The following is a 21643-nucleotide window of genomic DNA, read 5'->3' as shown; positions in this document are numbered from 1 at the left end:
AAAACGTCAGGCACAGTACAGCGGCCTCATGATACTCGTAAGGCATAATTAACTCTAAATATGAAGAATATACGTAACTTTTCGATCATCGCTCACATCGACCACGGTAAGTCGACGCTGTCTGACCGTATCATCCAGATTTGCGGTGGCCTTTCTGATCGCGAAATGGAAGCCCAGGTTCTGGACTCCATGGATCTTGAGCGCGAACGCGGGATCACCATCAAGGCGCAGAGCGTCACCCTGGACTATAAAGCCAGCGACGGTGAGACCTACCAGCTGAACTTTATCGACACCCCGGGTCACGTGGACTTCTCCTATGAAGTTTCCCGTTCTCTTGCCGCGTGCGAAGGCGCGCTGCTGGTGGTAGACGCCGGGCAGGGTGTAGAAGCCCAGACCCTGGCCAACTGCTACACCGCCATGGAGATGGACCTGGAAGTGGTTCCGGTACTTAACAAGATCGACCTGCCTGCGGCCGACCCGGAGCGCGTAGCGGACGAAATTGAAGATATCGTCGGGATTGACGCTCACGACGCGGTGCGCTGCTCGGCGAAAACCGGCGTTGGCGTGCCGGACGTGCTGGAACGCCTGGTACGCGATATTCCGCCGCCGGAAGGCGATCCGGACGCGCCGCTGCAGGCGCTGATTATCGACTCCTGGTTCGATAACTACCTCGGCGTGGTGTCGCTGGTGCGGATTAAAAACGGCACCATGCGCAAGGGCGACAAAATTAAGGTGATGAGCACCGGTCAGGTCTATAACGCCGACCGTTTGGGCATCTTCACCCCGAAACAGGTTGACCGTACCGAGCTGAAATGCGGCGAGGTGGGCTGGCTGGTTTGCGCGATCAAAGACATCCTCGGCGCGCCGGTGGGCGATACCCTGACCGCCGCCCGCAACCCGGCAGACAAAGCGCTGCCTGGCTTTAAGAAGGTGAAACCGCAGGTTTATGCCGGCCTGTTCCCGGTGAGCTCCGATGATTATGAAGCCTTCCGCGACGCGCTGGGCAAACTGAGCCTCAACGATGCCTCTCTGTTCTACGAGCCGGAAAGCTCTACCGCGCTGGGCTTCGGCTTCCGCTGCGGCTTCCTTGGCCTGCTGCACATGGAGATCATTCAGGAACGTCTGGAGCGTGAATACGATCTCGACCTGATCACCACCGCGCCAACGGTAGTCTACGAAGTGGAGACCACCTCCAAAGAAGTTATCTACGTCGACAGCCCGTCCAAGCTGCCGCCGCTGAATAATATTCAGGAGCTGCGCGAGCCAATCGCCGAGTGTCACATGCTGCTGCCGCAGGAGTTCCTCGGTAACGTGATCACCCTGTGTGTCGAGAAGCGTGGCGTGCAGACCAACATGGTTTACCACGGTAAACAAGTGGCGCTGACTTACGAAATCCCGATGGCGGAAGTGGTCCTCGACTTCTTCGACCGTCTGAAGTCTACCTCCCGCGGCTATGCGTCGCTGGACTACAACTTCAAACGCTTCCAGGCGTCGAACATGGTACGTGTCGACGTGCTGATCAACGGCGAGCGCGTCGATGCGCTGGCGCTGATCACCCACAACGATAACGCGCCGTATCGCGGCCGCGAGCTGGTGGAAAAGATGAAAGATTTGATTCCGCGTCAGCAGTTCGACATTGCGATTCAGGCGGCCATCGGCAACCACATCATCGCGCGCTCTACCGTGAAACAGCTGCGTAAAAACGTCCTGGCGAAATGCTACGGCGGCGACGTCAGTCGTAAGAAAAAGCTGCTGCAGAAGCAGAAAGAAGGTAAGAAGCGTATGAAGCAGGTCGGTAACGTTGAGCTGCCGCAGGAAGCGTTCCTCGCCATTCTGCACGTTGGTAAAGACGGCAAATAACCCTAAGGAGTTGGCATGGCGAACATGTTTGCCCTGATCCTGGTGATTGCGACCCTGGTGACGGGCGTTTTATGGTGCCTGGACAAGTTCATTTTTGCACCGAAACGTCGTGAGCGTCAGGCCGCTGCTCAGGCAGCGACCGGCGAGCAACTGGACAAGAAGACGCTGAAGAAAGTCGGCCCGAAACCGGGCTGGCTGGAAACCGGCGCATCGGTTTTCCCGGTGCTGGCGATCGTTCTGGTGGTGCGTTCATTTATTTATGAGCCGTTCCAGATCCCGTCAGGTTCGATGATGCCAACGCTGCTCATCGGCGATTTTATTCTGGTAGAGAAATTTGCCTACGGCATTAAAGATCCTATCTACCAGAAAACGCTGATCGAGACCGGCCATCCTAAGCGCGGCGATATCGTGGTCTTCAAATATCCGGAAGATCCGCGTCTCGACTACATCAAGCGCGCGGTGGGGTTACCGGGTGATAAGGTCACCTACGATCCGGTAGCCAAGCAGGTCACTATTCAGCCGGGATGCAGTTCCGGACAGGCCTGTGGCAACGCGCTGCCGGTGACCTATTCCAACGTGGAGCCGAGCGATTTCGTTCAGACCTTCTCCCGTAGCAACGGCGGGGAAGCGACCAGCGGTTTCTGGCAGCTGCCGAAAGGCGAAACCAAAGCCGACGGGATTCGTCTGACCGAGCGTCAGGAGACGCTGGGCGACGTCACGCACCGTATTTTGATGGTGCCGATTGCCCAGGATCAGGTCGGAATGTACTACCATCAGTCTGGTCTGCCGCTGGCCACCTGGATTGTGCCGCCCGGTCAGTACTTTATGATGGGCGACAACCGGGATAACAGCGCCGACAGCCGTTACTGGGGCTTTGTGCCGGAAGCCAACCTGGTCGGCAAAGCGACCGCAATCTGGATGAGTTTTGAAAAGCAGGAAGGCGAATGGCCGACCGGCGTGCGGTTATCGCGCATTGGTGGAATTCATTAATTTTCTCTGCTGAATTCACGTCGCTGCTATTATCGCAGCGGCGTGAATTATTTAGTATTTAAATCCATTCAAACTAACGACATCCCGTGTCGTTGCGTATAGAATATCCCCCCGAAGTTTTTGGTTGTCGCTCTGCCGGGTGACACTGCACACGAAAGCGTATTGGTCTGTTTCAACTTACTGTTTGAAGCGTATGCTCAGGTCGGTTTCGTGTGCTGCATCTTTGACGCATTCATTTATTGGTAACGCATGAACCCCATCGTAATTAATCGGCTTCAACGAAAGCTGGGCTACACTTTTCATCATCAGGAGCTGTTGCAACAGGCATTAACTCACCGCAGTGCCAGCAGCAAACATAATGAGCGCCTGGAATTTTTAGGTGACTCCATTTTAAGTTTCGTGATCGCGAATGCGCTGTATCATCGCTTTCCTCGCGTGGACGAAGGCGATATGAGCCGTATGCGCGCGACGCTGGTGCGTGGCAACACGCTGGCAGAGATCGCCCGCGAGTTTGAGCTGGGCGAATGTCTGCGCCTCGGGCCGGGTGAACTGAAAAGCGGCGGTTTCCGTCGCGAATCAATTCTCGCGGACACCGTTGAAGCGTTAATTGGCGGGGTTTTCCTCGACAGCGATATTCAGAACGTTGAACGCTTAATCCTCTCCTGGTACCAGACTCGTCTGGACGAAATCAGTCCGGGCGATAAGCAAAAGGATCCGAAGACGCGTCTGCAGGAGTATCTGCAGGGACGTCATCTGCCGTTGCCGTCCTACCTGGTGGTCCAGGTGCGCGGCGAAGCGCACGATCAGGAATTTACTATCCACTGCCAGGTCAGTGGCCTGAGTGAACCGGTGGTTGGCACAGGTTCCAGCCGTCGCAAGGCGGAGCAGGCTGCCGCCGAACAGGCGCTGAAAAAGCTGGAGCTGGAATGAGCGAAGAAAAAAGTTATTGTGGGTTTGTTGCCATCGTGGGTCGCCCAAACGTTGGCAAATCCACGCTGTTGAACAAGCTGCTTGGGCAGAAGATCTCGATCACCTCCCGTAAAGCGCAGACTACCCGTCACCGCATCGTCGGCATCCATACTGAAGGGCCGTATCAGGCGATTTACGTCGATACCCCGGGCCTGCATATGGAAGAGAAGCGTGCGATTAACCGCCTGATGAACAAAGCGGCCAGCAGCTCGATTGGCGATGTTGAACTGGTCATCTTCGTGGTGGAAGGCACTCGCTGGACGCAGGACGATGAAATGGTGCTGAACAAGCTGCGTGAAGCGAAAGCGCCGGTGATCCTCGCGGTCAACAAGGTGGATAACGTGCAGGAAAAAGCGGACCTGCTGCCGCACCTGCAGTTCCTCGCCAGCCAGATGAATTTCCTCGATATCGTGCCGATCTCGGCAGAAACCGGGACTAACGTCGACACCATCGCGGCGATCGTGCGTAAGCATCTGCCGGAAGCGATCCATCACTTCCCGGAAGATTATATTACCGATCGTTCTCAGCGCTTTATGGCCTCTGAAATCATCCGTGAAAAACTGATGCGTTTCCTCGGCGCAGAGTTGCCGTACTCCGTCACCGTGGAAATTGAACGTTTCGTGACCAATGAGCGCGGTGGCTACGATATCAACGGTCTGATCCTCGTCGAGCGCGAAGGGCAGAAGAAGATGGTGATTGGCAACAAAGGCGCCAAAATCAAAACCATCGGCATCGAAGCGCGTAAGGACATGCAGGAGATGTTTGAAGCGCCGGTGCACCTCGAGCTGTGGGTTAAAGTGAAATCCGGCTGGGCCGATGACGAGCGCGCGCTGCGCAGTCTCGGTTACGTTGACGACCTCTGAGTTAACGCAACGTGGATGGATGGCAGCGCGCCTTTGTCCTGCATAGCCGACCGTGGAGCGAAACCAGCCTGATGCTGGACGTCTTCACGGAAGAATCGGGTCGCGTGCGCCTGGTTGCCAAAGGCGCACGCTCCAAACGCTCTAATCTCAAGGGCGCTTTACAGCCCTTCACCCCCTTACTGGTTCGCTTCGGCGGCCGCGGCGAAGTCAAAACCCTGCGCAGCGCAGAAGCGGTCTCGCTGGCGCTACCGCTCAGCGGTATCACCCTCTACAGCGGTCTCTACGTTAACGAGCTTATCTCCCGCGTGCTGGAGCACGAAACACGCTTCTCCGAACTCTTTTTCGACTACCTGCACTGCATTCAGGCGCTCGCCGGGGCCAGCGGCTCGCCTGAACCCGCGCTGCGACGTTTTGAGCTGGCGCTGCTCGGGCACCTGGGCTATGGCGTGGATTTTCTCCACTGCGCGGGGAGCGGTGAGCCGGTGGACGACACCATGACCTACCGCTATCGCGAAGAAAAGGGCTTTATTGCCAGCCTGGTGATTGATAACAACACGTTTACCGGGCACCATTTGAAAGCGTTGGCGAGTCGTGAGTTTCCTGATGTTGATACGCTGCGCGCCGCAAAGCGCTTTACCCGTATCGCCCTGAAGCCCTATCTCGGCGGCAAACCACTCAAGAGCCGGGAATTGTTTCGCCAGTTTATGCCCGCGCGAAAGGCGCGAGCGGATAATACGAATAATGATTAACGAGGATTGTCATGGCTGAATTACTGTTAGGGGTCAATATTGACCATATCGCGACCTTACGTAACGCGCGCGGTACCGCTTATCCGGATCCGGTGCAGGCGGCTTTCATTGCTGAACAGGCCGGCGCCGACGGCATTACCGTGCATCTGCGCGAAGACCGTCGCCATATTACCGATCGCGATGTACGTATCCTGCGCCAGACCCTGCACACCCGCATGAATCTTGAAATGGCAGTCACCGAAGAGATGCTGGCGATCGCCTGCGAAACCAAACCGCACTTCTGTTGCCTGGTGCCGGAGAAGCGTCAGGAAGTCACTACCGAAGGCGGACTGGATGTAGCGGGGCAGCGCGATAAAATGCGCGACGCCTGTAAACGCCTGGCAGATGCCGGCATCCTGGTCTCTCTGTTTATTGATGCGGATGAAGCGCAGATCAAAGCGGCGGCGGACGTTGGCGCGCCCTATATCGAAATTCACACCGGCTGCTACGCCGATGCCAAAACTGACGCCGAGCAGGCGAAGGAGCTGGAACGTATTGCCAAAGCGGCCACCTATGCCGCCAGCCTTGGCCTGAAAGTGAATGCTGGCCATGGTCTGACCTACCACAACGTGAAAGCGATTGCTGCGCTGCCGGAAATGCATGAGCTGAATATCGGCCACGCGATTATCGGTCGGGCGGTGATGAGCGGCCTGAAAGAGGCAGTCGCGGAAATGAAACGTCTGATGCTGGAAGCGCGCGGCTAATGGCTATCCTCGGGCTGGGGACCGACATCGTCGAGATCGCCCGCATCGAAGCGGTGATCGCCCGTAGCGGCGATCGCCTTGCCCGCCGGGTGCTGAGCGACCATGAATGGAGCATCTGGGCGCAGCATCAGCAGCCGGTGCGTTTCCTGGCGAAACGCTTTGCGGTCAAGGAAGCGGCGGCGAAAGCGCTGGGAACCGGGATCCGTAACGGACTGGCCTTTAATCAGTTCGAGGTTTACAACGATGAGCTGGGCAAGCCGAAGCTGCGGTTATGGGGTGAGGCGCAACGGCTGGCGGATCGGCTGGGGGTGAGTCACATTCATGTCACGCTCGCCGACGAGCGACATTACGCCTGCGCCACGGTGATCGTCGAAAGTTAAGCAGGGCGGTTGTTAAATTTTATCCGCGTGGTGCAGCAGCACAAATTTATCCCACAGCTGTTCTTCACTCTCGATGTGTGCCGGATCTTTCAGGATCGTATTTGGGATCGGGCACACTTTCTGGCAGGTTGGCGTGTCGTAATGCCCCACGCACTCAGTGCAGCGGTCGCTGTTAATTTCATAAATGCTGTCACCCATCGAAATGGCCTCATTCGGGCATTCCGGTTCGCACATATCGCAATTGATGCATTTTTTGGTAATTAACAGCGCCATCAGGAAAGTCTCAGAAACAACACAAACAGGGCGGGCATTATACGCCCATTTGCTGCTCAGACCAGCTTTTTCACCAGCGCTTCGCTATGGCTCATACTGAACAATCCCGCTGCACTAAAGATGTACCGGGTACATTTATCAGCTTGATTGTTGTACCCGGTACACTTATGATGGTTTTATAATCATCATACGCAGGATGCGGTATGTACACTTTTATTGAGCTGCAGGGTTTCAGTAAACGGCGTCAGGCGCTTCTACCGGATGACGAGTTTCGCGTTTTTCAGGAGATGTTGATTGAGGATCCTGAGGCTGGCGATACCATTGCAGGGACTGGGGAATTTCGAAAAATTCGCTGGAGCCGACCGGGGATGGGCAAGCGTGGCGGGGTGAGAATTATTTATTACAATGTGACGCGTAAAGGGCGAATTTATCTGGCATTGGTCTATCCCAAAAATGAGCTGGATGATTTAACGGAAGAACAAAAGAAGATGCTGAAACAGTTATCCGATATGCTGGAATAACGCTGAGTTTCTATCACTCCACGGGACCACGGTGTCAGTGGTGTCCACGAGGGCGATGAGGTACAGATGAAAGACGAATTATTTGCCGATCTGCTGGCCAGTGCAGAAGAAATGGTGAGAATTGAAAAAGGTGAGCAAACCCCTGAGCCACAGCATGTTCACACTTATAGCCCGATTGATGTGAAAGCGATTCGCGAGGCTACCGGCTTAAAACAGCAGGATTTTGCTCTCGCCGTAGGCGTTAGCTATGACTTAGTTAAAAGCTGGGAAACTAAACGGCGCGAGCCAACCGGCGCCCCGAGAAAATTGCTGCTTTTATTACAGCTCAATCCTTTTATTATCAATCAGCTTAAAGCAATTTAGATTTTTGATACTCATAATGGGCGTGGCAGTATTTTCTGACGCCCATTTGCTGTTCAGACCAGCTTTTTCACCAGCGCTTCGCTATGGCGAATGCGCTCCGGCGCTCGCTCCAGATCCTGCTGCACCAGCCCCATAAACAGCAGGTCGGTCAGCATCATTTGCGCGCTGGTGGAGGAGATGGCCGCGCTGCGCGTCGCCTGCTCTTCGGCGATGGTATACAGGCAGTGGGTCGCCTGCTGCTGCAGGGCGTTCGGGCTAAACCCGGTGATCGCCAGGATCTTGCAGCCTACGCGCAGCGCTTCACCTGCCGCCATATTGATCTCCCGGCGCTCGCCGGAGTAAGAGATAGCCAGCAGCAGATCGTCGCTGGACAGGGCCTGCACCGTCGCCAGCAGCGCGTGCATATCCTGCTCCGAGACAGCGTTGACGCCGATCTTCATCAGTTTCCAGCTAAAGTTACGCGCTACCAGACCGGAGGCGCCAATCCCGGTGACGATCACCCGGCGGGCGTTGCGCAGCAGCGTGACGGCTTCCCGCAGCGTTTCTTCAGTGTTGACGTCCAGCGAGGCATGCATGGCGGCGACATTGTCCTTAATCAGTTTTTCGCCCACCAGACGCAGCGGATCATCACCGCGAATATGGTTATGTACCGGGACGGACTGGGGATCCGGACTGCTGGCCAGCGCTTCACTGAGGGCCAGCTTCAGCGCCGGAAAGCCTTTGAATCCCAGCTTCTGGGCAAATTTAACCACGCTGGACTGACTCACACCGGCTTGCGCCGCCAGCTGCTGTGAGCTGAGGTGCCGGGTCTCATCGGGTTGACCCAGAATATAATCGGCCAACTTTTTGTCGCTCGCCGCCAGGGTGGGATAGCGCTGACGAATGCGCGTTAAACAGTTCATTGGAGCTCCGCTGGAGCCGTCCGGCTCGTGACTGACAGAATTTTTATTCGATTATAAGGGGTATACCACGAATTAAAAATTCTCAGGCCACAATTTTTCCTTAGCCTGCTACTGTCATTCTTCCTCAACGGCAGGGATGTTTTCCCGCTTTGCGGCGCAAGACTGTTAAGCTTAGATAACGAGAAGCGAGTCCTGAGATGAGGAGGCAGTTTGCAGCGCAGTGAACGGAGAGTGGTGTTTTTTGATCTGGATGGAACCTTGCATCAACAGGATATGTTCGGCAGCTTCCTGCGCTATTTGCTGCGCCGACTGCCGCTGAACCTGTTGCTGGTGGTGGCGATGGGGCCGGCGATCCTTGCCGGGCTGGCGGTGTGTGGGCGGGCGGCGCGCTGGCCGATGAGCCTCCTGCTGTGGGCGTCAACCTTTGGCCGTCGCGAGGCGGTACTGAAGCGGCTGGAAGCGGAATTTGTCGGCTGGTTTCGTCATCATGTGACGGCGTTTCCGGTGGTTCATGCGCGGCTCACGGCCTACCTGACCAGCACCGATGCCGATGTGTGGTTGATCACCGGCTCGCCGCAGTCGCTGGTGGAGCAGGTCTATCGCGATACCCTCTGGTTGCCGCGGGTCAATCTGATTGCCAGTCGCACCGCGCGCCGCTGGGGCGGCTGGGTATTAACCCTGCGCTGTCTGGGGCATGAAAAGGTGGTGCAGCTGGAGAAAAAGATTGGCGCCCCGCTGCGGCTGTACAGCGGCTATAGCGATAGCGAGCAGGACAACCCCTTGCTCGGCTTTTGCCAGCACCGCTGGCGTGTCACCCCTCAGGGAGAACTCCAGCAGCTGGAGTAATAGTGTGTAATTGATAGCGCCCATGTATAATGCGCCCCGCTTTTTCTGCTGGAGTGGCCGCTGTGTCTGACCTCGAACTCAATGATGAATACTGGATGCGTCATGCCCTGACGCTGGCGAAGCGCGCCTGGGAAGAGGGCGAGGTGCCGGTGGGCGCGGTGCTGGTGCATAACAACCAGGTTATTGGCGAGGGCTGGAACCGGCCGATAGGCCGTCACGACCCCACCGCGCACGCGGAGATTATGGCCCTCCGCCAGGGCGGCCTGGTGTTGCAAAACTACCGCCTGATCGACGCCACGCTGTACGTGACGCTGGAGCCCTGCGTCATGTGCGCTGGGGCGATGGTGCACAGCCGTATCGCCCGCCTGGTCTTTGGCGCCAGGGATGCGAAGACCGGCGCCGCCGGGTCGCTGATAGATATTCTGCACCACCCGGGAATGAATCATCGGGTTGAGATTAGCGAAGGCGTGCTGGCTGAGTCCTGCGCTTCAATGTTGAGCGACTTTTTCCGCTGGCGACGGGCAGAGAAGAAGGCGCTGAAGAAGGCCCGGGAGCAGCAAGGAGAGAATTAGTACGGATGGCCGGGGAGCTTTAACCGGGCATTATCCAGCTGTTTATCGGCGCGAAACTTGAAAAAGGGCAGGGTCGTTTCCTGCGGTTGTTCAAGCTCATGCGGGAGCACGGCCGGATAATCCTCCGCCAGGGCCAGCGTTTGCTGCTGCTGGCGCTCCTTCTCTGACAAATAGCCGACAAGGCTAATCTGATATTTGCGGATGTTTTCCACGTAGGCGTAGGCCTCATGGCCGCGGGCATAGCCGTATTTAAGTTTGCTGTAATAAGGCTTCTGGCTCAGCAACGGTAAACGCAGCTTAACGTCCGCCCAGCTGTTAGGGTTGCCTTTCTGTTTGCGGGTGAGCGCCATGGCGTCCAGCATATGGGCATAGCCCATATTGTAAGCGGCCAGCGCAAACCAGATGCGTTCGTCTTTCGGGATCGAATCCGGGACTTTATCCATCATATCCTGCAGGTAGCGCATGCCACCGTCGATACTCTGCGCCGCATCGGTGCGGTCTGTCAGCCCCAGGCTTTGTGCGGTATTGCGTGTCAGCATCATCATGCCGCGCACCCCGGTGGGGGAGGTGGCCTGTGGATCCCAGTGGGACTCCTGCCAGGCAATCGCGGCCAGCAGGCGCCAGTCAATCTCGCGAGCGTACTTTTCAAACAGCGGTTGCACCTCGGGGAGAATATTTTCCACCGCGCGCAGGAAGGTGCGGGTGTCGACATAATCGAAGTCGTTGCCGTGGCCGAGGTATTTCTCTTCCAGGCGGGCCAGCGTCCCGTCTTCATTAATGTTATTGAAGAAATCAAGCATCGCCGCCGACAGCGAATTATCCTCGCCACGAGCGCTAAACCAGGTGACCGGCTGTTCGTCGGTGATATCCAGCGCCACCGCCAGCTCCGGATGGACGCGCTGAAACAGGCTGACGGCCACCGAATCGGCGACGGTGTAATCAAGTTTACCGTCAATCACCGCCTGCATCAGAGCCGTGGTGCCGCGCTTCTCATCCACGCGCCAGGCAAGATCCGGGTATTTCTCCGCTTGCAAAGCCTGCAGATCGTTGATCGCCACATGGCCCGGGGCAATGGCAAGCTGCTCGGCGCTAAGCGCAGCGAGCGTGCGCGGCCGGGTATTGCCGACGCGATAGACCAGCTGTTGCGAAACGGAGTAGTAGGTAGGCCCGGCCTGGTAGTTTTTCACCCGCTCCTGGTTATAGACCAGACCGGCGGCCAGCATATCGGCCTGACCATCGTCGAGGTCGTCAAACAGCTGGCTGATGTTCTGCCGGACGGTTACCTTAAGCGTTACGCCCAGGTAGTCAGCAAACTGTTTCGCCAGTTCATAATCCAGACCGAACGTTTTATTGTTCATGGTGGTGAAGGTCATCGGCGAGTTAATGGTGCTGATGCGTAGCTCGCCGCGAGCGATAATGCCTGCCACCCGGTTTTCGGGTTTACTGGACCAGGGGATCGACGGCCACAGGGCCGCCGCCAGCAAAAGGGTGACAATGCCGATCAGCAGATAATTAATCTTTAATTTTTTCAGAGCGTTAATCTTCTGCAGCTTCAGGTTCCTCAGCAGGCGATGTCCGGAAAAAACGCAAGGTTGTCGTTGAATGAGCGGCATTCTGCTTAAGAATGCGCCAGTTGGCAACTTATTCGCGATGGACGTCACATTTATTGATAAAGCTGATGAATCATTTTATTTCTACGCAAACGGTTTCGTCGGGGCGCAGGATTCACTATAATGACGCCCGTTTCCCCCCCTGGCTCACCCTGAAAGCTTCGAAGACGAGAGACTTATGATGGAAATTTTGCGTGGTTCACCTGCACTGTCGGCATTCCGTATTAATAAACTGCTGGCACGATTTCAGGCGGCCAACCTTCCGGTAAGCGCCATATATGCCGAGTATATTCATTTTGCCGATCTGAACGCCCCGCTGAGTGCTGACGATCGCGAGCGCCTGGCGCGACTGCTTAAGTATGGCCCGAGCTTAAACAGCCATACCCCGACCGGTAAATTACTGCTCGTGACCCCTCGCCCTGGTACCATCTCTCCCTGGTCTTCTAAAGCTACCGATATTGCCCATAACTGCGGTCTGTCGCAGGTCGTGCGCCTGGAGCGCGGCGTGGCGTATTACGTTGAAGCCTCGACCCTGACCGAAGCGCAGTGGGCGGCCGTGGCCGCGGAGCTGCATGACCGCATGATGGAGAGCGTCTTCGACGCCCTGGAAGCGGGTGAGAAGCTGTTTGCCCACCATCAGCCGACGCCGGTCACCAGCGTTGACCTGCTTGGCGAAGGGCGTCAGGCGCTGATTGACGCCAACCTCCGTCTGGGGCTGGCGCTGGCCGACGACGAAATTGACTATCTGCAGGACGCGTTTACCCGTCTGGGCCGCAATCCGAACGATATCGAGCTGTATATGTTCGCCCAGGCGAACTCAGAGCATTGCCGCCATAAGATTTTCAACGCCGACTGGATCATCGACGGCGAACAGCAGCCGAAGTCGCTGTTCAAAATGATCAAAAACACCTTTGAAAAAACGCCGGATTACGTCCTGTCGGCCTATAAAGACAATGCCGCGGTGATGGAAGGGTCTGAAGTCGGACGTTACTTCGCCGACCACCAGACCGGACGCTACGACTTCCATCAGGAGCCGGCGCACATTCTGATGAAGGTGGAAACCCATAACCACCCGACGGCCATCTCTCCATGGCCGGGCGCGGCAACCGGCTCCGGCGGTGAAATTCGCGATGAAGGCGCCACCGGCCGCGGCGCGAAGCCGAAAGCGGGCCTGGTGGGCTTCTCGGTTTCCAACCTGCGTATTCCGGGCTTCGAGCAGCCGTGGGAAGAGGATTTCGGTAAACCGGATCGCATCGTCACCGCCCTGGACATCATGACCGAAGGCCCGCTGGGCGGCGCGGCGTTTAACAACGAATTTGGTCGTCCGGCGCTGAACGGCTACTTCCGCACCTATGAAGAGAAAGTTACCAGCCATAATGGCGAAGAGCTGCGCGGCTACCACAAACCGATCATGCTGGCCGGCGGTATTGGCAACATCCGCGGCGAGCATGTGCAGAAGGGTGAAATCACCGTCGGCGCGAAGCTGATCGTGCTGGGTGGCCCGGCGATGAACATCGGCCTCGGCGGCGGCGCGGCGTCTTCTATGGCCTCCGGCCAGTCTGATGCCGACCTCGATTTCGCCTCCGTACAGCGTGACAACCCGGAAATGGAGCGTCGCTGTCAGGAAGTGATCGACCGCTGCTGGCAGCTGGGCGACGCCAACCCGATCCTCTTTATCCACGACGTTGGCGCCGGCGGTCTCTCCAACGCCATGCCGGAGCTGGTGAGCGATGGCGGCCGCGGCGGTAAATTCCAGCTGCGCGATATCCTGAGCGATGAGCCTGGCATGAGCCCGCTGGAGATCTGGTGTAACGAATCGCAGGAACGTTATGTTCTGGCGGTCGCCCCGGAACAGCTGCCGCTGTTCGACGAGCTGTGCCGCCGCGAGCGCGCGCCTTATGCCGTTATCGGCGAAGCCACCGCGGAGCAACATCTGAGCCTGAGCGACAGCCACTTTAACGATCAGCCGATCGACCTGCCGCTGGACGTCCTGCTCGGCAAAACGCCGAAAATGACCCGCGACGTGCAGACCCTGAAAGCCCAGGGGAGCGCGCTGGATCGCCAACCAATTACCCTTGCCGATGCGGTAAACCGTGTTCTGCACCTGCCGACGGTGGCCGAGAAAACCTTCCTCGTGACCATCGGCGACCGCACCGTGACCGGTATGGTCGCCCGCGACCAGATGGTTGGCCCGTGGCAGATCCCGGTGGCCAACTGCGCGGTGACCACCGCCAGCCTCGACAGCTACTACGGTGAAGCGATGGCGATGGGCGAGCGCGCCCCGGTCGCCCTGCTGGACTTCGCGGCCTCTGGCCGTCTGGCGGTCGGCGAAGCGTTGACCAATATCGCCGCTACGCAGATTGGCGAGCTGAACCGCGTGAAGCTGTCGGCTAACTGGATGGCCGCCGCAGGTCACCCGGGTGAAGACGCTGGCCTGTATGAGGCGGTGAAAGCGGTGGGCGAAGAGCTGTGTCCGGCGCTGGGCCTGACCATTCCGGTCGGCAAAGACTCGATGTCGATGAAAACCCGCTGGCAGGAAGGCAGCGAGCAGCGTGAGATGACCTCCCCGCTGTCGCTGGTGATTTCCGCCTTCGCCCGTGTCGAAGATGTTCGTCATACCGTCACGCCGCAGCTTTCGACGGAAGATAACGCCCTGCTGCTGATCGACCTCGGTAAAGGCCACAACGCGCTGGGCGCGACGGCGCTGGCGCAGGTCTATCGCCAGCTCGGCGACAAGCCGGCTGACGTGCGCGATGTTGCCCAACTGAAAGGCTTCTGGGATGCGATGCAGGCCCTGGTGGCGCAGCGGAAACTGCTGGCCTACCACGACCGCTCCGACGGCGGCCTGCTGGTAACTCTGGCGGAAATGGCCTTTACCGGCCACTGTGGCCTGGAAGCGGATATCGCCGCCCTGGGTGATGACCGTCTGGCGGCGCTGTTCAATGAAGAGCTGGGGGCGGTGATCCAGGTGCGCGCCGCAGACCGTGAGGCGGTGGAGGCCATTCTGGCGGCTAACGGCCTGGCGGACTGCGTGCATTACCTCGGCAAAGCCGTCGAGGGCGATCGCTTCGTGCTGACCGCCAACGGTCAGACGGTGTTCAGCGAGAGCCGCACCACGCTGCGCATGTGGTGGGCGGAAACCACCTGGCAGATGCAGCGTCTGCGTGACAACCCGGCCTGCGCCGATCAGGAGCACGAAGCGAAAGCCAATGACGCCGACCCGGGCCTCAATGTGAAGCTCTCCTTTGATATTAATGACGACGTTGCCGCACCGTACATTGCCACCGGCGCGCGCCCGAAAGTAGCCGTTCTGCGCGAGCAGGGGGTGAACTCCCACGTTGAAATGGCGGCAGCCTTCCATCGTGCTGGTTTTGACGCTATCGACGTGCATATGAGCGACCTGCTGGCGGGCCGGACCGGTCTGGGTGATTTCCATGCCCTGGTGGCCTGCGGCGGCTTCTCCTATGGCGACGTGCTGGGCGCGGGTGAAGGCTGGGCGAAGTCGATTCTGTTCAACGAGCGCGTGCGCGATGAGTTCGCGACGTTCTTCCATCGTCCGCAGACCCTGGCGCTCGGCGTGTGTAACGGCTGTCAGATGATGTCCAACCTGCGCGAGCTGATCCCGGGCAGCGACCTGTGGCCGCGCTTTGTGCGTAACCAGTCTGACCGCTTCGAAGCGCGCTTTAGCCTGGTGGAAGTGACGCAAAGCCCGTCCCTGCTGCTGGAAGGCATGGTTGGCTCGCGGATGCCGATTGCGGTCTCCCACGGCGAAGGTCAGGTGGAAGTGCGCGACAGCGCGCATCTTGCCCAGCTGGAGAGCAAAGGTCTGGTGGCGCTGCGCTTCGTAGATAACTTCGGCAAAGTGACCGAAACCTATCCGGCGAACCCGAACGGTTCCCCGAACGGTATCACCGCGGTGACCAGCGAAAGCGGGCGCGCGACCATCATGATGCCGCACCCGGAACGCGTCTTCCGCACCGTAAGCAACTCCTGGCACCCGGAGAACTGGGGCGAGGACAGCCCGTGGATGCGTATCTTCCGTAACGCGCGTAAACAGCTGGGGTAATTTTCCCACGGCGTACCACGCGACCGTATCGGCCCCCTGCTCAGGCAGGGGGCTTTTTTATCTGTGATGGCCGGCACGCCAGGGTGTCGGGAATTACCGACAACGGCGATATTGCAGTGTCGTCAATAGGCGACATTTAAGTCATTGATTTAAATGATGAGTAATCGGTGGCTTATTTGGTGTCGCTAAATGGCGACAGTTTGAATATAAAATGAACAGTGATTACGCGACTGTTTTTGTGGTTGAAAGTCATATATATCAATGTGTTAATAAAATGTTTTGAAAGATGGCATAGTTCATGCATAATATTAACCAGTGGCTCATTCACCTTCTTATGTCAGCCCCTTCGGGACGCGCTACATAAACTTCGAATGACGCACAAACAGGTGCCTGCCGTCCAACTCCTGATAATAGCCTGGCTTTATCAGACATCGGGCGAAACGTCGAGTAAGGCACCGCCTCATTCCTGAACAAAGCCAGGCCTTGCGCCTGGCTTTGTTGTTTCTGCGGTGCAGTGGCCAGCGGTAGCGCTTTTCTCCGGCGCGCTCCTCGGTTAGCATCGACCAGAGCTAATGATTGAGACAAGATCCTTGAAGCGACTCTCCCTGTTTCCCCGTTCGCTGCGTCAGCTGGTGACGCTCTCCTTTGTGCTGATCCTGCTGCCGCTGCTGGTGCTGGCGTGGCAGGCCTGGCAGAGCCTGAATGCCCTTAGCGCCCAGGCGGCGCATATCAACCGCACCACGCTGGTTGATGCCCGACGCAGCGAGGCGATGATCAATGCCGCGCTGGAGATGGAGCGCAGCTATCGCCAGTACTGCGTGCTGGACGATCCGACGCTGGCGCGGGTGTATCAGAATCAGCGACAGCGCTACAGCCAGATGCTGGACGCGCACGCCGGTGTACTGCCTGATGAAAAGCTCTGGCAGGCGCTGCGTCAGGACGTTAGCGATCTGGCGCAGCTGCAGTGTAAAAACAGCGGCCCTGACGCCCAGGCAGCCGCCAGGCTCGAAACGTTCGCCAGCAATAATAGCGATATGGTGCAGGCGACCCGTGCGGTCGTCTATTCCCGCGGCCAGCAGCTGCAGCAGGAGATAGCCGAACGCGGCCAGTTTTTTGGCTGGCAGGCGCTGGTACTGTTTCTGCTGAGCCTGGCGCTGGTGCTGCTCTTCACCCGCATGATTATCGGCCCGGTGAAAGGCATCGAAAGAATGATCAATCAGCTGGGGGCAGGGAAGTCGCTGGACGATGCAGCATTGTTTACCGGCCCGCGCGAACTGCGCTCGGTGGGCAAGCGCATCATCTGGCTCAGCGAGCGCCTGGCGTGGCTGGAGTCGCAGCGGCATCAGTTTCTTCGCCATCTGTCGCATGAGCTGAAAACCCCGCTGGCCAGTATGCGTGAAGGCACTGAGCTGCTGGCTGACCGGGTCGCCGGGCCACTGACCTCTGAGCAGCAGGAAATCGTCGAGATCCTCGACAACAGTAGCCGTAATCTGCAAAAGCTGATTGAACAGTTACTGGACTACAATCGCAAACAGGCTGACGGCCCGGTGGCTCGCGAAGCGGTGGATCTGGTCGAGCTGGTGGAAAACGTTGTGGCGGCGCACAGTCTGCCCGCGCGGGCTAAACTGATGCATACCGAGCTGACACTGCAGGCGCGACACTGTCTGGCAGAGCCTGCGTTGTTGATCAGCGTGATGGATAATCTCTACTCCAATGCGGTGCACTATGGTGCTGAATCCGGTAACATCCGTATCCATAGCTACCGGCACGGAGAGCAGGTGCGTATTGATGTCGCCAACAGCGGCGAACCGATCCCGGCCGCGGAAAAAAATATGATTTTTGAGCCTTTTTATCAGGGAAGTCACCAGCGTAAAGGGGCCGTTAAGGGCAGTGGTCTGGGTTTGAGTATTGCCCGTGACTGCGTCCGGCAGATGCAAGGGGATCTCAGTCTGGTTGACGCACCCGCCGGGCAGGTCTGTTTTCGCATTACGCTCCCCGCAGCAGCACCGGAAAAATCCAATCTATGAATCGATATCGGGGAACTATGTCCCAATTCCTGGCCTGGCGCCGTTCGCTCAACGGATGGTTGCTCTCAGGCATTGCTTGTCTGACGCTGGCGGGGTGTTCCGCCGGCTTCTCACCGCATACCGCGGAAGGTAACGCCGCCCCCGGGCTGGCGCAGCATCAGGTGGCCGATTTTCTCGCCGTCGACTGCGCCGATATCTGGGCTTACAGCAGCGATGCCAGCGATAAAAATCCCCTTTACTGGCTACGGGGAATTGACTGTGCCGATCGTCTGGCGCCGGTGCAGGCGCGGGCGGAGGCGAAACGTCATACTGACGACAGCTGGCAGGACGCGTTCCGGCGCGGCATCCTGCTTGCTGATGCCAAAATTACCCCTGACGAGCGCCGCGAGCTGGTGGCACGTCTCGACGCCTTTAGCCCGCAAATTGCCGTACAGGTCCGCCCGCTCTATCAGCTCTGGCGTGACGGGCAGACCCGTCAGCTGCAGCTGGTGGAGGAACGCGCACGCTACGCGAAGCTTCAGCAGTCCAGCGATAGCGAACTGGAAACACTGCGCCAGCAGGAGCAGGCGCTGCGCGAACAGCTGGAGCTGACCACCCGTAAGCTGGAGAACCTGACGGATATCGAACGCCAGCTCTCCAGCCGCAAGCCGGGCGGCAATTTCGGCAGCGAAAAAGTGCCGGAGGTGATCCATGACGATCCGTAAACCGGCGCGTTTACTGCTGGTGGATGACGATCCCGGGCTGCTGAAGCTGCTGGGTATGCGCCTGGTCAGCGAAGGCTATAGCGTGGTCACCGCCGAGAGCGGGCCGGAAGCGCTGCGCGTGCTGGGGCGAGAGAAAGTGGACCTGGTGATTAGCGATCTGCGGATGGATGAAATGGACGGCCTGCAACTGTTCAGTGAGATCCAGAAGGGACAGCCCGGCATGCCGGTGATCATTCTCACCGCCCATGGCTCGATCCCTGACGCGGTGGCAGCCACCCAGCAGGGGGTGTTCAGCTTTTTGACCAAGCCGGTCGATAAAGATGCCTTGTATAAAGCCATTGATGAGGCGCTGGAGCAGCGCTCGCCGGCCACCGACGAAGCCTGGCGCCAGGCGATTGTGACCCGCAGTCCGCTGATGCTGCGCCTGCTTGAGCAGGCCGGAATGGTGGCGCAGTCGGACGTCAGCGTGCTGATTAATGGCCAGAGCGGGACCGGGAAGGAGATCGTCGCCCAGGCGATCCACAACGCCAGCCCGCGTCATGACAAGCCGTTCGTGGCGATCAACTGCGGCGCGCTGCCGGAACAGCTGCTCGAGTCTGAGCTGTTTGGCCATGCGCGGGGCGCCTTTACCGGCGCGGTCAGCAACCGCGAAGGGTTATTTCAGGCCGCCGAGGGCGGGACGCTTTTTCTCGACGAGATCGGCGATATGCCGGTTGCGCTGCAGGTGAAGCTGCTGCGCGTCCTGCAGGAGCGTAAGGTGCGTCCGCTGGGCAGCAATCGCGATATCGAGATCAATGTGCGGATCATCTCCGCCACCCACCGCGACCTGCCGAAGGCGATGGCCCGCGGCGAGTTCCGCGAAGATCTGTTCTATCGCCTCAACGTGGTGAATCTGAAGATCCCGCCGCTTTCCGAGCGTACGGAAGATATTCCGCTACTGGCCAACCATCTGCTACGCCAGTCCGCCGATCGCCATAAGCCGTTTGTCCGGGCGTTTTCCAGTGATGCGATGAAGCGGCTGATGGCCGCTAAATGGCCGGGCAACGTGCGTCAGCTGGTGAACGTAATTGAGCAGTGTGTGGCTCTGACCTCTTCACCAGTAATCGGCGATGCGCTGGTGGAGCAGGCGCTGGAGGGCGAGAACACCGCGCTGCCGACCTTCGTGGAGGCGCGCAATCAGTTTGAGCTGAACTATCTGCGTAAGCTGTTGCAAATTACCAAGGGCAACGTCACCCATGCCGCGCGGATGGCTGGACGCAACCGCACTGAATTCTATAAGCTGCTGTCGCGCCATGAGCTCGACGCCAACGACTTTAAAGAGTAGCTCCGCACTATAGCGCAAGTTATGATACGGTAAGCAACCGGTTACGCGACTAAGACAGGAACACCATGAAAAAGATTGATGCGATTATTAAACCTTTCAAACTGGATGACGTGCGTGAAGCGCTGGCCGAAGTCGGCATCACCGGGATGACGGTAACGGAAGTGAAGGGCTTTGGCCGCCAGAAAGGGCATACCGAACTGTACCGCGGTGCGGAGTATATGGTGGATTTTCTGCCAAAAGTGAAAATTGAAATCGTGGTGACCGACGATATCGTCGATACCTGTGTGGATACCATCATCCGTACGGCGCAGACCGGCAAGATTGGCGACGGCAAGATCTTTGTCTTTGACGTCGCACGGGTCATTCGTATCCGTACTGGTGAAGAAGACGACGCGGCGATTTAACTCTCGCCGCTCGCTGCAGTATTGCCGGGTGGCGCTGCGCTTACCCGGCCTACAAATCCCCGCGTCGTCGGGGCTTACAGGACCTTATGCGGGCCGAAACATTCGTAATGAATGTTGTCTTTATTAACCCCTAATTCTACCAGCTGCTTCGCTGCAAACTGCATAAACGCTACCGGGCCGCAGAGATAGAACTGCATCTGCGGGGCGCGAATATTGTCCGCCACTGCCGCTAAATCCATCAAACCTTCGCTATCAAAACGTCCAGTCTGACGGTCGGCTTCGCTCGGGTTGCGATACCACACGTGCGAGGTAAACGCCGGCAGCGCCGCGCCAAGCGCACTCACTTCATCGGCAAAGGCGTGAACGTCGCCATTTTCCGCCGCATGGAACCAGTTCACCTGACCCTGATGACCGCTCTTCGCCAGCGCATCCAGCATCGCCAGCATCGGCGTTTGCCCGACGCCCCCGGAGAGCAGGGTGACCGGCGTCTGTGGCTCAACGTTAAGGAAGAAGTCACCCGCCGGGGCGGCTAAATAGACCACATCGCCTTCGCTGGCATGGTTATGCAGCCAGCTGGAAACCTGACCGCCGTCCTCACGTTTTACCGCGATGCGGTAGCCTTTGCCGTCCGCTTTGCGGGTCAGGGAGTACTGGCGGATTTCCTGATATTCGAAGCCTTCCGGTTTCAGCCAGATGGCCAGGTACTGGCCAGGCTGGTAATCAGCAACCGGCTGGCCGTCCACCGGCTCCAGCTCAAAGCTGGTGATAAGCTGGCTGCGCGGCGTTTTCTTCACGATGCGGAACGCGCGGGTTCCTTCCCAGCCGCCGGTTTTACTGGCGTTTTGCTGATAGATCTCGGCTTCACGGCCGATAAAAACGTTCGCCAGTACGCCGTAGGCTTTGCCCCAGGCATCGAGCACTTCCTGGCCCGGGCTGAACATTTCATCGAGGGTCGCCAGCAGATGGCTGCCAACGATGTTGTACTGCTCCGGTTTGATCTGGAAGCTGGTGTGTTTCTGGGCGATTTTTTCCACCGCCGGCAGCAGGGCGGGCAGGTTATCGATATTGCTGGCGTAGGCGGCAATCGCGTTGAACAACGCTTCACGCTGATCGCCGTTGCGCTGGTTGCTCATGTTGAAGATCTCTTTGAGCTCCGGATTATGCGCAAACATGCGATCGTAAAAATGGGCGGTGAGCTTCGGACCGGTCTCTACCAGCAGAGGGATGGTGGCTTTGACCGTGGCGATGGTTTGAGCGTCGAGCATAGCGTGCTTCCTTGTGTGTTATCTTATTGATGCATTTTAAATGCATCTTAAAGAAATAACCCTGCGTTGTAAATGGTTCTTTAACACTTTCCCCCGATGCCGTTACAACATGAAGAATTTGCATCACAATCCTGAAAAGAAATCCGTTGATACTGAGAGAGGCGTTATTGCTCAAAGCCTTGTGTCATGCGGAGCCAAACGTTTGCGTAAAA

20 protein-coding genes are annotated in these 21643 nt (G+C 57.9%); 16 read left to right on the top strand and 4 right to left on the bottom strand.

Annotated elements, in window-relative coordinates; translation table 11 throughout:
• Positions 1 to 60: 60 nt before the first annotated feature.
• From lepA to acpS, 7 genes are all read left to right on the top strand, one after another.
• Positions 61 to 1860: a translation elongation factor 4 gene (lepA, locus tag ACKLKD_RS18150; RefSeq protein ID WP_025711657.1), complete on the top strand. Its 1800-nt coding sequence runs from the start codon at positions 61 to 63 to the stop codon at positions 1858 to 1860.
• Positions 1861 to 1875: 15 nt separating this feature from the next.
• Positions 1876 to 2850 (top strand): signal peptidase I, encoded by a 975-nt coding sequence (lepB, locus tag ACKLKD_RS18145; RefSeq protein WP_025711658.1) that lies wholly within the window; start codon positions 1876 to 1878, stop codon positions 2848 to 2850.
• A 249-nt stretch (positions 2851 to 3099) separates the two neighbouring features.
• Entirely contained in the window at positions 3100 to 3780 is a 681-nt protein-coding gene (rnc, locus tag ACKLKD_RS18140; protein WP_002914065.1) for a ribonuclease III, read from the top strand.
• Positions 3777 to 4682, top strand: a complete 906-nt coding sequence (era, locus tag ACKLKD_RS18135; RefSeq protein ID WP_025711659.1) for a GTPase Era — start codon at positions 3777 to 3779, stop codon at positions 4680 to 4682. Before rnc ends, era begins: the two co-directional genes overlap by 4 nt.
• Before the next feature lie 11 nt (positions 4683 to 4693).
• The gene (gene recO / locus ACKLKD_RS18130; protein WP_002914062.1) at positions 4694 to 5431 is read left to right on the top strand and encodes a DNA repair protein RecO; all 738 of its coding nucleotides are present in this window, start codon (positions 4694 to 4696) and stop codon (positions 5429 to 5431) included.
• Positions 5432 to 5442: 11 nt separating this feature from the next.
• The gene (pdxJ, locus tag ACKLKD_RS18125) at positions 5443 to 6174 is read left to right on the top strand and encodes a pyridoxine 5'-phosphate synthase (protein WP_025711661.1); all 732 of its coding nucleotides are present in this window, start codon (positions 5443 to 5445) and stop codon (positions 6172 to 6174) included.
• Positions 6174 to 6554: a holo-ACP synthase gene (gene acpS, locus ACKLKD_RS18120; protein WP_025711662.1), complete on the top strand. Its 381-nt coding sequence runs from the start codon at positions 6174 to 6176 to the stop codon at positions 6552 to 6554. The genes pdxJ and acpS overlap by 1 nt, the downstream gene beginning before the upstream one ends.
• A 12-nt stretch (positions 6555 to 6566) precedes the next feature.
• Here the strand turns inward: acpS and ACKLKD_RS18115 are convergent, their stop codons facing one another.
• Positions 6567 to 6827, bottom strand: a complete 261-nt coding sequence (locus tag ACKLKD_RS18115; protein WP_025711663.1) for a YfhL family 4Fe-4S dicluster ferredoxin — start codon at positions 6825 to 6827, stop codon at positions 6567 to 6569.
• A 203-nt stretch (positions 6828 to 7030) separates the two neighbouring features.
• Between ACKLKD_RS18115 and ACKLKD_RS18110 the strand changes: the two genes are divergently transcribed.
• A complete protein-coding gene (locus ACKLKD_RS18110) occupies positions 7031 to 7348 on the top strand; it encodes a toxin HigB-2 (RefSeq protein ID WP_080896816.1) in 318 nt (105 codons plus the stop codon).
• A 66-nt stretch (positions 7349 to 7414) separates the two neighbouring features.
• Positions 7415 to 7711 carry a NadS family protein gene (gene nadS / locus ACKLKD_RS18105; RefSeq protein ID WP_080896817.1) on the top strand — a complete coding sequence of 99 codons (297 nt, stop codon included), beginning with the start codon at positions 7415 to 7417 and terminating at the stop codon, positions 7709 to 7711.
• A gap of 53 nt (positions 7712 to 7764) precedes the next feature.
• Here the strand turns inward: nadS and ACKLKD_RS18100 are convergent, their stop codons facing one another.
• On the bottom strand, positions 7765 to 8613 hold the full coding sequence (locus ACKLKD_RS18100; RefSeq protein ID WP_080896818.1) for a MurR/RpiR family transcriptional regulator: 849 nt from the start codon (positions 8611 to 8613) through the stop codon (positions 7765 to 7767).
• 210 nt (positions 8614 to 8823) lie between these two features.
• Here ACKLKD_RS18100 and yfhb point away from each other — a divergent pair, with 210 nt between their 5' ends.
• Both yfhb and tadA read left to right on the top strand, forming a co-directional pair.
• Positions 8824 to 9459: a phosphatidylglycerophosphatase C gene (gene yfhb, locus ACKLKD_RS18095; protein ID WP_025711667.1), complete on the top strand. Its 636-nt coding sequence runs from the start codon at positions 8824 to 8826 to the stop codon at positions 9457 to 9459.
• A 62-nt stretch (positions 9460 to 9521) separates the two neighbouring features.
• On the top strand, positions 9522 to 10031 hold the full coding sequence (gene tadA / locus ACKLKD_RS18090; RefSeq protein WP_025711668.1) for a tRNA adenosine(34) deaminase TadA: 510 nt from the start codon (positions 9522 to 9524) through the stop codon (positions 10029 to 10031).
• On the opposite strand, the gene mltF is transcribed toward tadA, so the two are convergent.
• On the bottom strand, positions 10028 to 11644 hold the full coding sequence (gene mltF / locus ACKLKD_RS18085) for a membrane-bound lytic murein transglycosylase MltF (protein ID WP_080896819.1): 1617 nt from the start codon (positions 11642 to 11644) through the stop codon (positions 10028 to 10030). The genes tadA and mltF overlap by 4 nt on opposite strands.
• A 175-nt stretch (positions 11645 to 11819) precedes the next feature.
• Between mltF and purL the strand changes: the two genes are divergently transcribed.
• From purL to glnB, 5 genes are all read left to right on the top strand, one after another.
• Complete coding sequence (gene purL / locus ACKLKD_RS18080) at positions 11820 to 15707, top strand: phosphoribosylformylglycinamidine synthase (RefSeq protein WP_025711671.1); 3888 nt, start codon at positions 11820 to 11822, stop codon at positions 15705 to 15707.
• Between the two features lie 590 nt (positions 15708 to 16297).
• Complete coding sequence (locus tag ACKLKD_RS18075; protein ID WP_025711672.1) at positions 16298 to 17734, top strand: sensor histidine kinase; 1437 nt, start codon at positions 16298 to 16300, stop codon at positions 17732 to 17734.
• Positions 17735 to 17751: 17 nt separating this feature from the next.
• Positions 17752 to 18438, top strand: a complete 687-nt coding sequence (qseG, locus tag ACKLKD_RS18070; protein WP_025711673.1) for a two-component system QseEF-associated lipoprotein QseG — start codon at positions 17752 to 17754, stop codon at positions 18436 to 18438.
• A complete protein-coding gene (gene glrR, locus ACKLKD_RS18065) occupies positions 18425 to 19762 on the top strand; it encodes a two-component system response regulator GlrR (protein ID WP_025711674.1) in 1338 nt (445 codons plus the stop codon). Before qseG ends, glrR begins: the two co-directional genes overlap by 14 nt.
• A 65-nt stretch (positions 19763 to 19827) precedes the next feature.
• Complete coding sequence (glnB, locus tag ACKLKD_RS18060; RefSeq protein ID WP_002914032.1) at positions 19828 to 20166, top strand: nitrogen regulatory protein P-II; 339 nt, start codon at positions 19828 to 19830, stop codon at positions 20164 to 20166.
• Positions 20167 to 20240: 74 nt separating this feature from the next.
• Here the strand turns inward: glnB and hmpA are convergent, their stop codons facing one another.
• Positions 20241 to 21431: an NO-inducible flavohemoprotein gene (hmpA, locus tag ACKLKD_RS18055; protein WP_008803780.1), complete on the bottom strand. Its 1191-nt coding sequence runs from the start codon at positions 21429 to 21431 to the stop codon at positions 20241 to 20243.
• Positions 21432 to 21643: the final 212 nt, after the last annotated feature.

The sequence above is a fragment of the Klebsiella sp. 10982 genome (assembly GCF_048589245.1).
In the GTDB taxonomy this organism is placed as follows: Bacteria; Pseudomonadota; Gammaproteobacteria; order Enterobacterales; family Enterobacteriaceae; genus Klebsiella; species Klebsiella quasivariicola.
The sequence above is the reverse complement of the archived record's forward strand: the minus strand, read 5'-3'. Positions and strand labels throughout refer to the sequence as shown.